Genomic DNA, 16,089 nt, shown 5'->3' on the forward strand with positions numbered 1-16,089 from the left:
GTGTAAAACAGGACTTACAGAATCAACACAACTTAGTATAGAAGGATTGGCAGCTAGATTTCTTAGACCTAAATGGGGGCCATTGAAATGGTTGGCTAATGAAATCTGGCGTGTAGAGGCAGAGTATTAGTAATAATTATAAGGAACTAGCAATACAGTAAAATATGTGTTGCTAGTTCTAACTTTCCTAAAAACAAAATATTTTAAAAATAATTATTGACACACACGGATGCGTGTAATATAATTACATCATAAGGTGAAAGATATCACCAACATGTAGAACAGAAAGACTTAGGTTCTAACAGCAATCTTATAACATACATAGTTTAATAGAGATGAGTATAGAATCTAGTATAATTTAATAGTTATCGTTCATAAACGATTCATAAGGTTAGACACAAGCAGCAATCTTCAGATTAAATAACCAGAAAAAGTGATTTTGGAGACCTTTTGGTCTAGAGTATCGTGTCTAGTAAACCTTAGCCTCAGTGAGGTTAGTAATTGTCTTGAACTTTGTATTGTAGCCGCTTACGGTTGTCTTGTTTATTTTGCTTTCAAAATTTACGTTGTGATAATCTAGAGCGGTTTTTTATATGCCAAGGAGATAGGAACTATGAATACATTTATGAACGCTTTAACAAATAATGAAAAATCTTATACTGCGAATGATGGTACAGCATATCGTACAAGTGGTAGCCCTTTGGTAGACCTTAATTTCTCTGTGCCTGCATTGCGTCAGGCTGCTATTGATTTCTATGGTAAAAGTAAACATAACAGTCATTTTTATAGTACTGATCGTACTATGGATGCTGTAGAGGCGTTACGTCTATTCATTACATCCTATGAGGAAGATCCTCTTTATACTATGAAATGGCTTATGTATGCACGCCATATTAAGCTAGGTCTTGGCGAGCGAGATATATTCCGTATGATGCTCACTAAAATAGGTGATTTACATCCAGAGATGGCATTGCAGTTTATCATCGGCACTGAATTGTGGAACTATGGTCGTTGGGATGATGTGTTGCGCATTTTCTTTGATACGACGAGCACTATCTTACATGATGGACTAGGAGAGTTAATTGCGAACCAGTTTAGACGTGATATTATAGGTTGTGGACTTGGTGATTCCATAAGTTTATTAGCTAAATGGATGCCCTCCAATAATACATCCTCTAAGGAGAAGCGTTCTGAGGCAGTTATTTTGAAATCCTTGTTACATTTAAGTGCACGTGAATACCGTAAAACCTTGTCTAGGTTACGCGAATATTTAGCGGTTATAGATAGAAAGGCATCCCTCAACCAATGGAATGATATTAATTATAATCATGTGCCATCAAAGGCGAATCTTAAATATCGTAATGCTTTCTTAAAACATGATGAAGAACGTCGCAAGGCATATCTTACATCATTACAAAAGGGTGACGATGCAGTTAAGATTAATGCTAACTCTATGTTCTTGTACGATATTGTACAAGCATACGTAAAGGCGGATAGTTGCTGGGACAGTAGTCTAAATCCATATGACGAAACATTAGAGCAATTATGGAATGCCCAAGAATCTCCTAAGGATTATGACGATATCTTAGTTATACGCGACGGGTCTGGATCTATGGGGCAACGACTATCTGGTAATAGTTCCGTTACCGCACTTAGCGTAGCAGATTCGATTGCATTGTACTGTGCACAGCATAACAAGAATGAATCCTTTAAAAATCGATTTATCACCTTTAGCAATCGCCCTCAGATGGTAGATATTTCGATGTGTGAAACTCTAAGGGATAAACTAAGACGATTGCATCGCTTTGACGATTATAGCAATACGGATATAGAGTCAACCTTTGATTTAATTCTTGATACAGCTGTTAAAAATCATCTGCCTCAAGATGAGTTACCTTCATCGTGCCTTATCATTTCTGATATGCAGTTTGATCAAGCTACAAATCATGAAGATAATACAACCGTTATTGAGTCGTGTCGCCAGAAATTTGAAGCACTTGGGTATACTATGCCACGACTAATTTTCTGGAATGTATCTGTGTACGCACATAATACTATTCCTGTTCAAATGCATCCAAGTGGTGTTATTCTCGTATCTGGTTTCTCGAAATCTATCGTAGATATGGTGGTGTCTAGAGAACTCAATCCTGAAACGGCACTCAAAGCTGAGCTAGATGCAAAGTGTAGTATTGTAGATACAGTACTACAAGACTATGTAAAGGTAGCGTAATATTTATATAATTTTGTTTCATAAGGTTCTTATTAGTCTGGTTATTGACTAGTAGGACCTTATTTTTGTGTACATAATTTGTGCTATAATGAAGAATAGGTTTTATAAGATAACAATCATTTTATATATACGAGGAATTATATATGGCAATTAGCAAAGAAATACAAAAATCTAGCGAAATGAAATTTGATGGTAAACTAATTAAAGTTACTTATGATATAGCCGATGTTAATGGTAATGAAGCATGGCGTGAGGTTGTTCATCATCCTGGTGCAACAGCTATTGTAGTTGTTACAGAAGATAATAAGATTGTAATGGAGCGTCAGTTCCGTTATGCTTTGCAACAGCCTTTGCTTGAAATTCCAGCAGGTAAACTAGATCCTAATGAAGAGCCTCTTAACTGTGCGAAACGTGAGTTAGCAGAGGAAACAGGTTATCGTGCCAATCAATGGATACCATTGGGCACAATTGCTACAAGTCCTGGTTTCTGTAACGAAGTATTACATTTATACTTAGCAAAAGATCTTACTATGGGTGAAACTAATTGGGATCCAGATGAGTATGTAGAGCTTGAGTATTTTACTTTACCTGAATTATTAGATGCCATTAAGAATGAACAAATTAAGGATAGTAAATCCTTAGCAGCTCTAATGTTAGCTATGCCTTATCTTAAGTAGTACTTTATTTTCATAATTATATATAGTATAATTAACACATAAAGAGAGCCAAATAACGTGCTGTTAGCGTTAGGCTCATCTAAAATACGGAAATTTGATGATGCCTAACGTGTTGAGGTGGTAGGATACCTCATACGTTAGGCGTTTTTATTATTATTTACGGCTATTAAAAAATATCGTAATCATAATAGTAATGATTGCTACTATAGCATGGATTATTCTGCTTGAGTATTACAATAGGAGTACTTATGTATAAAAGAATTATTTTATTAGTTATGGACTCTGTTGGTATCGGTCACGCTGCTGATGCTGCGAAGTTTGGTGATGAAGGTTCCAATACATTAGGCCATATTGAATCAACGGCCGGCCAGATTCATTGTCCTAATTTAAAATCTATTGGCTTAGGTCGTATTGCTGATATTTCTGATACTGGTAAAAGCATCAAAGGTGCTTTTGGCCGCATGGCTGAGCTCAGTACTGGTAAAGATACGACTAGTGGTCATTGGGAGATGATGGGGCATCCCGTTACCGTTCCATTCCCAACCTTTTACGAAGGTTTCCCAAAAGAATTGATGGATACTTTCACAAAAGAAACAGGCTATGGTTATCTTGGCAATGAAGTAGCATCTGGTACAGAAATTATTGAGCGTCTAGGCGCAGAGCACATCAAAACAGGTAAGCCTATTGTATATACCTCGGCAGATTCTGTATTCCAAATTGCGGCCCATGAAGATGTAATTCCTATCGATGAATTATACCGTATTTGTCAAATTACCCGTGATAAGGTATGCATCGGTGATTACTATGTAGGCCGTATTATTGCACGTCCTTTCGTAGGTGAACTAGGTAGTTTTGTTCGCACCTCTAATCGTCATGATTATAGTCGTATGCCTGAGAAAAAGATGGTACCTCAAGAGCTACAAGATGCAAAAGTTCCAACCGTAGCTGTCGGTAAAATTGGAGATATTTATGCTCATGTAGGATGGGATGAAAGCTATCCAACAAAGACTAATTCCCATGGCATGAATATGGTTCCATACTTACTTGGTTCCTCCTTTGAGCGTGGTTTAATGATGGTTAATCTCGTTGAATTTGATAGCTTATATGGTCATCGCAGAAATGTAGAAGGATACAAACGAGCTATTGAGGACTTTGATTACCAGCTAGGCGGCTTATTACAATTACTGAATGATGACGATTTACTACTCATCACTGCTGACCATGGTAACGATCCAACTTGGGAGGGAACCGATCATACTCGTGAGCTCGTTCCAATTCTTGGATATAGTCCGCGAATGAATGGACCTATAGACCTTGGCGATAGAAAAAGCTTTGCTGATATTGGGGAAACTATATTAGAAAACTTTGGACTAAAACAATGGGACATTGGAACATCGTTTTTGGAGAAACTTAGTAAATAATTTCTAAATAATAAATATTATATGCTATATATGAGATACTACCAGTTAAAAATAAATAGTTTTAACTGGTAGTATCTTTAAAATAGACTGTTAAATCATAATGAAGGACCAATTTATGTATATCATAAGTTGGTCTTTTTTTGTACTAACATTTTAATCTATATATACAATCTATATTCACATTCATATCTAAATCTAAATCTATATTTGTATATTTATCTATACCTATATTTGTATATTTACCTATATCTATATCTATATTCCATTTTATGTCTAATATTTGGTACATCAACAGGACATTTATACATTTATGTGGAAATATATTAGTAAGGAGAGATTATTCACATAAGTATGAGAGGAGGATTTTTTATGTCAGCACAAGTGCAACGTAGTACATTAGACAAGTTATTTAAAATTACTGAACGTGGATCATCTGTATCGAGAGAATTATTTGCTGGGGCTACTACATTTTTATGTGTATCCTATGTATTAGCCGTTAATCCAGCCATTTTAGGTGCTGCTGGAATGAACGTAGGTGCTGTATTTACGGCAACTGCTGTGAGCGCCATTATCATGACATTATTATTAGCGCTCTATAGTAATATGCCTTTTGCAGGTTTATCTGGGATGGGTATTAATGCATTTTTTGCGTACACCATTGTAGTTCAAATGGGGCATAGTTTTGCTTTTGCTTTGACAGCGCAGCTTGTAGCGGGATTAGTATTTCTGCTCATTGCAGTGACTCCACTAAAAGAATATTTATTTAATGCTATACCGCATACCATTAAACTAGCCGTAACAGCAGGTATTGGTCTATTTATTGCTCTTATTGGCTTAAGTAGTGCAGGTCTAGTGGTAAGTAATCCTGCAACGCTTATAAGCATAGGGGATTTACAATCACCATCTAGCTTAGTAGCTATTTTAGGAGTGATTTTAATAGCTGTTTTTACAGGTCGAAATGTTAAAGGCGGTATCTTCCTCGCCGTTATTATCGCCGCTGTAGTAGGCTTCTTCTGTGGTATCACTAAATTACCAGCTACAGTATTTTCCATGCCACCATCTTTAGAGCCAATTTGGTTCCACTATGATATGAGTGAAATACTATCAGTGGACATGTTGTTCGTTGTATTTACATTTTTATTTGTAAATCTATTTAACGTAGTAGGTGTATTGATTGGTTTAACAAATCAAGCGGAGGTACCACAAGATCAACAAATGGCCGTTCAAAGTTCTTGTATGAAAGTGGCTGCTATAGGTACGATTGTAGGCAGTGCAGTTGGAACATCTCCACACATTGTGGCTGTTGAGTCTGCAGCAGGCATAGCAGAAGGTGGTCGTACAGGTTTAACGGCACTTACTATTGCCGGTTTATTTATTGCATCTTTATTCTTGGCACCATTACTTATGGTCATTCCCGTGGCTGCTACAGCTCCCGTATTGATTGTAGTGGGCTTATTTATGATGTCCTCCGTGAAGGATATTAGTTTTGGAGACATTTCGGAAGGGCTGCCAGCATTTTTGACAATCATTATGATGCCATTTGCTTACTCTATTGGTGTTGGTATTGAATGGGGACTTGTTAGTTACGTGTTAATTAAAGTCCTTATTGGTAAATATCGTGATATTTCTGTTGTTATGTATTTCTTAGCACTTATTTTTATTTTGAAAGAGATCTTTATGTAGGAGGTTCCTTATATGATAATGTTCAATACAAAAGTATCTAGAGAGGCTCAAGGCCTTGAGAAAGCTCCTGTTGTATTAAAAGGGGCCTCTGTTTTAAATGTCTTTACCGAAGAATGGGATGTGGCCGATATTGCCATTCACGATGATACGATTATCGGTGTAGGTACTTATAGCGGTGAAACTGAATACGACTATAGCGGTAAATATATTGTGCCCGGTTTTATCGATAGTCATCTACATTTAGAGTCTACTTTGGTAAATCCTAAGGAATTGGTGTTTGAAGCATCTCAAGTTGGCACTTTAGGCTTTGTGGTAGATCCTCATGAAGCCGGTAATGTAGCTGGTATTGCGGGCATTGAATACATGATCAATGAGACGACTTCCGCTCAAGGTGATGTATATGTTATGGCTCCATCCTGTGTGCCTGCTGTACCTGGTGAGGACAACGGCGCTATTTTAGACGGCGATATGTTACATAAGCTACAAAGTAATCCTCGCATTTTAGGCTTAGGTGAGGTTATGGACTCTTTTAGTGTTATTGATAGAGATCCATACATGGTAAAAAAATTAGATTACTTTAAAGATATGATTATGGATGGGCATATTATTGGGCTTTCACCAGAGCAATTGGCAAGCTATCGTCTAGCCGGTATTACTACAAACCACGAATGTATTTCCTACGAAGAGGCTAAAGAGCAAGTTAGAAATGGTATTTACGTATGGATTCGTGAAGGTAGTGCGGCTCATAATTTAGATGCTATCGTACAAGGTATTGTTCATAATAAAGCTAATACAGAATATTATGGTTTCTGTACAGATGATAAACACATTGAGGATATCCGTTCTGAAGGTCATATCAGTTATAATATTCGCAGATCGATTGAACTTGGCTTAGACCCTGTGAAAGCTTATAAAATGGCTTCTACCAATACGGCGCTTTGCTACCATTTGAAAGACTTAGGTGCTATTGCTCCAAGCTATAAAGCAAATCTTGTAGTTCTCGATGATGCTAAGAGCGTAGTAATACATGAAGTGTTCTATAAGGGAAAACCTATTGAACGAGTTCTTGTTAGGGGAGAGAAAGAAGTTCCTAAGGAATTATTACACACTATTAATATAGGGACTTTCACAAAAGAGAAACTGGACATTAATGTAGACGGTCCTCAAGCTATTATTAATATTGTACCGGGCCAAATCGTTACACAAAAAACGGTTGAAGACGTTCCTGTAGAAAACGGTCTATTTAAACCAAATCCAGAGTATAATAAAATTACTTGTATTGAGCGTTATAAAGCATTAGGCAGAAATGGCGTAGGTATTCTGAAAGGTTTTAATCTTAAAAACGGTGCCATTGCAACATCCTTTGCACATGATTCCCATAACTTAATCGTTGTAGGCGATAATGATGTTGATATGATGGTAGCCATTGAACGTATTCGTGAAATTGGTGGGGGCTATGTCATTACAAGTGAAAGTAAAGTAGTAGAAGAATTAGCCCTTGAAGTAATGGGGCTAATTACAAATCGACCACACGAGGAAGTAGATGCTAAAGTAGCTAAGATGAAAGACATTGCCTACGGTATGGACGTGCCTAAGGGACTGGATCCATTTATTAATTTGAGCTTCCTTGCACTAACAGTAATTCCAGAAATTAGAATTACTACCACTGGTGTAATGGAGTTTTAGTATGTAGTGTAAGAAAAATATAATAGAAAAAGAGGTTGTAACTAGAATGCGATTAAATTACATTCTATTGCAACCTCTTTTGGCTTTATTACAGGATATTTCTAGAAAAGATATGATTATTTTATTATAGTAAACCCTTATTTTCCATCATTTCTTTTATATTTAGTAAGGTGGATTTACAAACTACATCATATTCGAGTGTACTCAAGAAATCTGCAAATTTTCTATCATCTTCGTTTTTACAGTTTTCATAAGGAATTTTACCATTTTGTTGATATGGTTCTAGAATCCGATTTCTCCGGTGCTTCCAAGTATTGTAATAAGGACCTTTAAATTTTGTCATAAATCCATTGCTATCAACTAAAACAAAGCCTTCAGACTCATGATGTGAATTGAGTTCTTTATTTATGATGTTTGTCAGTTCGTCCATAGTATTAACTTGTTGAATTGTTTTTACAATAGATATCAACTGTGTATCATATTTCTTAAGGATGGAGTCTAGTTCTGCAAGCCTCTCTCTAGAGAAAGATACATCAATATGTTTACCATTTACATCTAAGGTATTTTGAATCATATCAAGTACATAAAGATGATCTTGATCATATTTTATAATATGTGTATCTTCTTGGCTGATGACTTCAAACATCATAGAACAGCAATTACGTTTTAATAATTCTTTGATTTCTTCTTGTAGGCTTGTAGGTAATTTTTGGAATAAATTTTTAAACAAATCTACGTGCATACCTTCTGTAGTAGATTTAGAAGCAAAGACTAACTCATCATTAATGACACCAAGAATAGCGAGGTATCCATTTTCTTTAGTTCGAATTTCTACAGGGAAGGAGAGAGTGTTAGCTAAATTATTTAACTCAGTTTCAGGTCGTTCATTGAGATTAAAGAATTTATTATAACTACGTAATTTTACATCTCCTGTCATACGATCAACAAATAATCCCCGAGCTTGTACTGTATTTTCATTCCATAATCGTTTGTGGAATACACGTGAGGTAAAGTTCAAGGAATATAGGTTAGGAGAGCATTTTTTCACTTTTACTAATTTAGAATTACCTAAAATATTAATATCTTCATTTTGCGTGAAGATGACATGTTGTGTCATGTTTTGGTATTCATGGCGCATGTACTCTTTATCGTACACATCATTTTTAATACCATTTTTAGTAAAAGCATCTGCAGTAATATCAATGTATTTGAGTTCTCCACCAAACTCTACTTCTCCTTCTAAACAGAAGGAATATTTACCATCTGGAACACCACGATGACCATGAATTTGAATATAGTTCTGACACATACCTTTTTCGTAATTATTATCATATATTTTAGCAATATCTGTTTCGTAAGCTCCAAAACCATTTATAAAGGTAGAAGTAGCTATAAAGGTCATGTTAGGTACATAGGAAAGACCAGCATGGGATACTAAATATTTTTTGCCATGAAAGCTGAAAGGATAGCATTGACGAAGTGATTTATAAAATAGGCGTAATTCTCGTTGAAGTGATTCTAAATCTTTTTTCGTCATATCTTTTACGATAGGTGCCACTACTTCTTTCATAAATCGTTTGGAATGATCTAAGTTTGTATTGAATGCAAAGTTTGCAATATGTCGTTCGTGATTGCCTTCTAACATAATCGTATTAGGTAATGTGCTGAGGCGCATCATTTCATATATCATTTCTTTATTTTCAATACCGCGCTCCAAATAGTCGCCACAAAAGATATAAAGTGTTTTTTCATCCCATGGAGTGATAGCTTGTTGTAATGCCGTGTAACAGCCGTGAATATCACCGATGATACGTACTCGTTCATATCGATTCGTTAAATTTACAGTAAAGTAATTGTTGATTTCATCGATAGAATTTATTTTCTTACAAAACTTTGGTAATGTAGTTGTTTTAATCATCTTGTGCATGCGGTGTATAACTTGCTCAGGCACTCGTTTGTAATCCGTTCGTATAGCATTACGAGCTAAACATTCTTCTAATGATGTATCTGGTTCGTAGTAATATACAGTATATTTATATTTGTTAAGCAATTCTTTATATGCATTAACAGCTTTAGATGTAGTGTGGGTAGCATCTAAAACGATAAAGTCGCCATTGCTCATTCGTTTCTCTAAGCAATCTAGTAGGAGTTCCCAGGCCGGACCATTATCCTCTTGTGAAATATACCAGCCGCTTTCACCAAGGGAAGGGCTGCGTAATAGCATACGGAAATGATCGGCTTCTAAGGTGTAAGCCTCAAGATTGTTGTCACGAATCCACTGAGACTTACCACTAGCAGGAGCACCACGCATTAATAATAGTGTTCTCATAGTAATAGTCCTCTAATCTGCCCATAGGGCGTAATAAAATATAACTGTATAAAAAACGAAACAATCATTATATAAAAAAATGAAAAAGGGCATAAAAAAACAGCCTCAACGGAAATCCGAGAGACTGTCTTACTTGCTTTTAAAATTATAAAGCGTTTACTTTAGCTGCAAGGTTGGATTTTTTGCGAGCTGCAGTGTTTTTATGAAGTACACCTTTGGAGGCTGCTTTATCAATTACGCTAGTAGCATGAACAAGTGCTTGTTTTGCTTCTTCTACTGCGCCTGCTTGAACAGCTTCTACGGTTTTACGACTTGCTGTACGGATTTGAGATTTTACAGCGGCGTTTTTCGCACGACGTTCAGCATCCGTTTTTACGCTTCTAATACTGGATTTAATGTTTGGCAATTGAGTCACCTCCTTAAAAATCGTTTCTTATACCTGAATGATTATATCATACCACATATTGATACGCAAGGACTTTTCAGCCCAATATTTTCCTTGTAGTATGAAGTATAAAACATTTTCTATTGTTATTTAACTATAGCATATAAGTCTGTTTTATGAAATCAAGATTATTAATATATTTGCTAGCGTTGTAATTAGTTATTTATTTTGATTTTAAAAGTTAGTTAGCTCCATTATGTTATAATAAAGGATAGAATTAAGCGAGGTGTATTATGAAAAAATTAATGATTATAGATGGCAGTAGTTTGTTATTCCGTGCATTTTTTGCATTACCACCGTTGAAGTCTGCTTTGGGGACTCCAACGAATGCGGTATATGGTTTTTTAACAATGCTCATCAAATTGTACGAAGAAATTAATCCTGATTATATTGCCGTAGCTTTTGATAAAGGTCGTCAGACGTTCCGTACTGAAATGTACAGCGAATATAAAGGCAATCGTCCAGATGCACCAGAGGATTTACGTCCTCAATTTAGTCTTATTCAAGATGTATTAAAAGCTTTAGGTATTTGTGTTATTGAAGAAGAAGGCTTTGAAGGGGACGATATTCTAGGATCTTTAAGTAAGAAATTTGGTACACCAGAGATGGCTGTTCAAATCATTACCGGTGACCGCGATAATCTGCAACTCGTTACAGAACATAGTCACGTGTTCTTAACTAAAAAAGGTATTTCTGATATGTTAGAGGTTACTCTTGATAACATGGAAGAACTCTATGGCTATGGTCCTGATAAGGTAATCGAAATGAAAGCCCTTATGGGTGACTCTTCTGATAATATTCCGGGCGTACCAGGTGTAGGTGAAAAAACGGCCCTTAAATTGATTACAGAATACGGTAATCTTGAGTCCGTATATGACCATATCGAAGATATTTCCGGTAAGAAATTAAAAGAGCGACTCGTAGAAAATAAAGACTTAGCGTTTTTATCTCGTGAATTGGCCACTATTAAAACAGATATGGATTTATCTTATAAAGTAGAAGACTTTGTGCAAAATTTCCATGCCTCTGAAGTACAGCCTTTATTTGAAACATTAGGTTTTACAAAATTAACGCCTCGTATCGTTCAAGTGATGGGCGGAGAGGAAGCCGCTTTTGGTGATCCTGGTTCTTTATTTGCTCCACAAGAGGAAATTTCTCTAGATGATTTAGCAGATGCCAAGGCTTTAACCTCTGAGTTCTATACAGATAAAACGGTGGCAGTACATGTTGTATTAGATGGTAAAACTCCATTTAGAATAGTAACGAATGCGTATTTATCTAATGGTGATACTATTGTAAAAACAGATGATACTAAAGCTATATTAGCTGTTTTACAAGGTGCAAATGCTATCGTTACTACTCAAACCAAAGAGATTATTGAAGCCTTTGGTGAAGATGCACCAGCTGAGATTTCTTTATTTAATGATGATAAAACCGCTCGTGTCCATGATATGTCCCTTCTGGCGTACTTGTTAGATCCTACGCGTACTAACTATGGTTATCTATATTTAACGGAACGTTTCTCCGTGCCAAGCATTGCTAGTGGTAGTGTAGATGTAGAATGCGTGTCCATGGTGAAAGCTTTACTCGCTATGAACGAAGTCGCTTGTGAATCTGCACGCCGTGAAGAGCTTTGGTCTCTATATGAAACAATTGAATTGCCATTGATTCATACTTTAGTAGTAATGGAGAAAAATGGTATTTACATTGATACAGAAAAATTAGCTGAAACTACGGCTCGTTTTAAAGAGGAACTTGCGCAAGTACAGCAAGAGATTTACGATATCGCAGGGGAAACTTTCAACATTAACTCGCCTAAACAATTGGGTGTTATATTGTTTGAAAAGATGAACTTACCAATCATTAAGAAAACTAAGACTGGCTATTCTACAGATGCAGAAGTACTTGATATGCTTCGTCATGAAAGTCCGATTGTAGAGAAAATTTTGGCATACCGTTCAGTAGCAAAATTAGTATCTACGTATTGTGAAGGCTTGGCGGTTCTTATTAATGATAAGACTAAGCGTATTCATACGACCTTTAATCAAATGGTTACGGCTACAGGACGTCTCAGCTCCTCTGATCCAAACTTACAAAATATTCCTGTCCGTACTGAAAAGGGTAGAGAAATTCGTGCTTTATTCTACCCAGGTGCAGGTTACGATACCTTGGTGAGCGCTGATTACTCTCAAATTGAGTTGCGCATCTTAGCTCACTTGTCTGGCGATGAAGCATTAATTAAAGCCTTCGTAGAAGGCAAGGATATTCACCGTTTTACTGCGGCGGAGGTACTAGGAAAATCTCAAGAGGACGTTACGAGTGAAGAACGTTCCCATGCGAAGGCGATTAACTTTGGTATCATTTACGGTATTTCCGACTTTGGCTTGTCTCGTGACCTTGGTATTACACGGGGTGAAGCTAAAAACTATATTGATCTATACTTTAGCCGTTATCCTAAGGTTAAAGAATATATGGATCGCATGGTGCAAGAGGCTCATGAAACTGGTAAGGTTCGCACTATGTTCGGCCGTCAACGTGAATTGCCTGATATTAACAGCCGTAACTTTAACCGTCGCTCCTTTGCAGAACGTACGGCAATGAACACACCAATTCAAGGTACTGCGGCAGATATTATTAAGTTGGCTATGAACCAAGTCGAGAAAAAGCTAGAAGAAGGAAACTTTACATCCCGTCTTTTATTACAGGTACATGACGAACTTGTATTAGAAGTGGTGAACTCTGAATTAGAAGCAGTAGAAGAATTATTACGTACTACTATGCAATCTGTTGTGGAGTTACAAGTACCTCTTATTGTAGATGTACATCATGCGGAAAATTGGGCGTTAGTCAAATAATAGTTTCTTAATATTAGTTTATTAAAAATAGAAGGTATATATGTTTAAAATAGGATTAACTGGTGGTATTGCATCGGGCAAGAGTACAGTCCTTACCTATTTTAAGGACAAAGGAATACCTTATATCGATGCAGATATCGTCGCTCGGGAGGTAGTAGAGCCTGGTACTGAAGGTTTAGAAGCAATTGTGGATGCCTTTGGTTCTAATGTATTGCATGATGATGGTACATTAAATCGTGAAGCATTGGGAGCTATTGTCTTTCACAATGAAGAAAAGCGCCGACAACTAAATGATTGTTTGAAAGAACATATTCGAAATCGGATTATGGAACTTACAGCTCATTATGAGTCGAATCGTACAGCTGTTTTAATCTATGACATTCCCTTACTCATAGAAGGTGAATGGTATACCATGATGGATGAGGTGTGGCTCGTTTATGTAAACGAATCAACTCAAATAGAACGCTTGATGAGTCGTAATGGCTTTTCTAAAGAGGATGCTCTAGCTCGTATTAAGAGTCAAATGCGACTCGACGATAAACGATCTTTTGCAGATGTAATCATTAATAATAGTGGTACGCCGCAGGCTTTGACCGCACAACTAGATACTATTTGGAGTGACCGTTTAGAACCGCTTTTACAAAAACCTCAATAATAACAGTACATGTGTCAAAATTGGTATATAAAAAATAGTATTAAATGGTATAATAAGCCCATGTAATTTAATATCATATTATTTATCATTTTCTTATATGCTAGATAATGATAAATGTTATAGTAATTATATGTAGAAAGGGGGATATATGAAACGTGCAACGGCAACGGCGCTGTCTTGCGTCGTACTTGGATGGTTTTATTTTACACATCTAGATGATCCTTTGGCGCGTCAAACCGCGTATCCCTTTAACTATAGAGATGTAGTCATGGCTGCCGCTGAGAAAGAGCAAGTGCCCCCGTCCTTGGTGGCTAGTGTTATCTTGGCTGAAAGTAAATACAAGAACACTGCTGAGTCTGAAACAGGTGCTCTTGGGTTAATGCAACTCATGCCTGATACGGCTCGTTGGGTAGCGCAACAAGTTGGCCATGGCAATTATACAGATCGCCAATTAAAAGAACCTACCACTAATATTGAGTTAGGCACTTGGTACTTAGGTCATTTATTAAAGGAATTTAATGGTGACGAAGTACAAGCGTTAGCTGCTTATAATGCAGGTCGTGGACATGTGGAATCTTGGCTTCAGGAGAATAAGTGGAATGGTATGGCTGATACAATTCCGTTTCCTGAGACGCGTAGCTATGTAAAGGCTGTTTTACAGTATCAAGAAAGATATGAGGCATTGTATGGAAACGATCATTGAAGCTTGTAAAGGCTTAGACTATTCATGGTTGCCTCAAAGTGTTGAAGGTTTTACTTTAGTTATATCTAGTGATAGTGACTATGCAGAGTTAGCTAATCGTATTGAACGTGGAGAAGAGGTTTTAAGAGTACCTATTTTCCATTATCAAAATGACTTAGGTTGGCGTTGGTGTGCCTTATATGATAAAGAGGTAGAGGATTATACGGTACATATTGAGATGCCTTTATTTTCCTTTGTGGATATTTCCTTTGTAAGAGCTGATTTAGAATCTTTTTGGAACGGTCTTAAGGAACGATGTGTGAAGGGCTTAACAAATATGTTAATCGAACCATCTAATAATTTTACCTTTACTTATCGTCGCAGAGGGATTCCTACATGGGACTTCTCCGAGGTTATGCCTGAAGAGTTAGAAGGTTTTGTTCGAGATATTGATCCTGCTCACGGGATTCGCATGATTAATGGTTCTTTTATCGTTGGTGAATACCGTAAAATGGATGAGTGTACAGGTTTATTATTGTATTATAATGAGTTGCGCGATGAATATTTTGCAGAACTCCGTTATAAAAGCTATCCAGAAATCGATCATCATTTAGACGCTAAAAATCTAGATGATTTATCTGACGTGTTGCGTGAGCATTTAGGCCCTATATTACAAGGCTTAAATAACCGTGTTGATTAATTAGGATAGATTTGACTATGCTGTTATCGTAGTCATTTTTGAGTTTTATAAAATGACTTATGTGGTATTGATTTCTTAAATGCCCATTAGAAAGCGTAGAATTTGTATATACACTGTAAATGTGATATACTATATATGACTTTTATATAAATCTTTTAAAAGAGTGGGCTTATGTCCACTCTTTCATTTATGATTAGCCTAATTTTAAGGTGAATGAATCAAGAGATATATACAAGATGTTGTAATGAAGGAGGCGATGGCTATGAAGAGAGAAGCAGTGGAGGAATTTGTATCCTCTGTAGTTGAAGGTATAATAGCCGGCACCGATATGGAACTCGTTGATGTAGACTATGTGCGCGAACGTGATTGGTATTTGCGCGTCTATCTCGACAAACCAGGTGGTGTAGATTTGGATGATTGTCAGTTGGTGAGCGAAAAATTAAGTGCTGTCCTCGACGAAAAAGATCCAATTACGGAAAACTATTTATTGGAAGTATCTTCTCCAGGCTTAGATCGAGTTCTTAAGAAGGATAAGGATTTGATTCGCTATAATGGCCGAGACGTAGATATTCAGTTATTTAAACCTGTTAATGGCAGTAAGCAATTTACTGGTGCCTTACAAGGTTTTACGGATACAACTATCGACTTTACTATTAATGGTGAAAGCATGACATTTGAACGTTCTGCTATTGCACAAATTCGATTACATCTTGATTTTTAATATAT

Annotated in this window: 12 protein-coding genes; 10 read left to right on the forward strand and 2 right to left on the reverse strand. The window is 36.5% G+C overall.

Annotated features, from left to right (window positions below; translation table 11 throughout):
• Positions 1 to 613: 613 nt before the first annotated feature.
• From RYM16_RS05760 to ade, 5 genes are all read left to right on the forward strand, one after another.
• Positions 614 to 2,230, forward strand: coding sequence for a DUF2828 family protein (locus RYM16_RS05760; protein WP_314982881.1), 1,617 nt, complete (start codon positions 614 to 616; stop codon positions 2,228 to 2,230).
• 143 nt (positions 2,231 to 2,373) lie between these two features.
• Entirely contained in the window at positions 2,374 to 2,907 is a 534-nt protein-coding gene (locus tag RYM16_RS05765; protein ID WP_295202476.1) for an NUDIX hydrolase, read from the forward strand.
• Between the two features lie 248 nt (positions 2,908 to 3,155).
• Positions 3,156 to 4,328: a phosphopentomutase gene (locus RYM16_RS05770; protein WP_314982883.1), complete on the forward strand. Its 1,173-nt coding sequence runs from the start codon at positions 3,156 to 3,158 to the stop codon at positions 4,326 to 4,328.
• A gap of 369 nt (positions 4,329 to 4,697) precedes the next feature.
• The gene (locus tag RYM16_RS05775; RefSeq protein ID WP_314982885.1) at positions 4,698 to 6,011 is read left to right on the forward strand and encodes an NCS2 family permease; all 1,314 of its coding nucleotides are present in this window, start codon (positions 4,698 to 4,700) and stop codon (positions 6,009 to 6,011) included.
• Between the two features lie 12 nt (positions 6,012 to 6,023).
• The gene (gene ade / locus RYM16_RS05780) at positions 6,024 to 7,697 is read left to right on the forward strand and encodes an adenine deaminase (RefSeq protein ID WP_314982887.1); all 1,674 of its coding nucleotides are present in this window, start codon (positions 6,024 to 6,026) and stop codon (positions 7,695 to 7,697) included.
• Positions 7,698 to 7,821: 124 nt separating this feature from the next.
• Here the strand turns inward: ade and RYM16_RS05785 are convergent, their stop codons facing one another.
• Together RYM16_RS05785 and rpsT are read right to left on the reverse strand one after the other, a co-directional pair.
• A complete protein-coding gene (locus RYM16_RS05785; protein WP_314982889.1) occupies positions 7,822 to 10,026 on the reverse strand; it encodes an RNA ligase in 2,205 nt (734 codons plus the stop codon).
• A gap of 145 nt (positions 10,027 to 10,171) precedes the next feature.
• Entirely contained in the window at positions 10,172 to 10,432 is a 261-nt protein-coding gene (rpsT, locus tag RYM16_RS05790) for a 30S ribosomal protein S20 (RefSeq protein WP_009351773.1), read from the reverse strand.
• A 272-nt stretch (positions 10,433 to 10,704) separates the two neighbouring features.
• Here rpsT and polA point away from each other — a divergent pair, with 272 nt between their 5' ends.
• From polA to rimP, 5 genes are all read left to right on the forward strand, one after another.
• Entirely contained in the window at positions 10,705 to 13,326 is a 2,622-nt protein-coding gene (gene polA, locus RYM16_RS05795) for a DNA polymerase I (protein ID WP_314982890.1), read from the forward strand.
• 40 nt (positions 13,327 to 13,366) lie between these two features.
• Positions 13,367 to 13,981, forward strand: coding sequence for a dephospho-CoA kinase (coaE, locus tag RYM16_RS05800; RefSeq protein WP_314982892.1), 615 nt, complete (start codon positions 13,367 to 13,369; stop codon positions 13,979 to 13,981).
• A 148-nt stretch (positions 13,982 to 14,129) separates the two neighbouring features.
• Positions 14,130 to 14,684, forward strand: a complete 555-nt coding sequence (locus tag RYM16_RS05805; RefSeq protein ID WP_105081097.1) for a lytic transglycosylase domain-containing protein — start codon at positions 14,130 to 14,132, stop codon at positions 14,682 to 14,684.
• Positions 14,668 to 15,363 (forward strand): hypothetical protein, encoded by a 696-nt coding sequence (locus RYM16_RS05810; protein ID WP_314982894.1) that lies wholly within the window; start codon positions 14,668 to 14,670, stop codon positions 15,361 to 15,363. The genes RYM16_RS05805 and RYM16_RS05810 overlap by 17 nt, the downstream gene beginning before the upstream one ends.
• A 262-nt stretch (positions 15,364 to 15,625) precedes the next feature.
• Positions 15,626 to 16,084, forward strand: a complete 459-nt coding sequence (rimP, locus tag RYM16_RS05815) for a ribosome maturation factor RimP (RefSeq protein ID WP_009351782.1) — start codon at positions 15,626 to 15,628, stop codon at positions 16,082 to 16,084.
• The last annotated feature ends 5 nt before the right edge of the window (positions 16,085 to 16,089 follow it).

Origin of the sequence: uncultured Veillonella sp. (assembly GCF_963524655.1) — a bacterium.
In the GTDB taxonomy this organism is placed as follows: Bacteria; Bacillota; Negativicutes; order Veillonellales; family Veillonellaceae; genus Veillonella.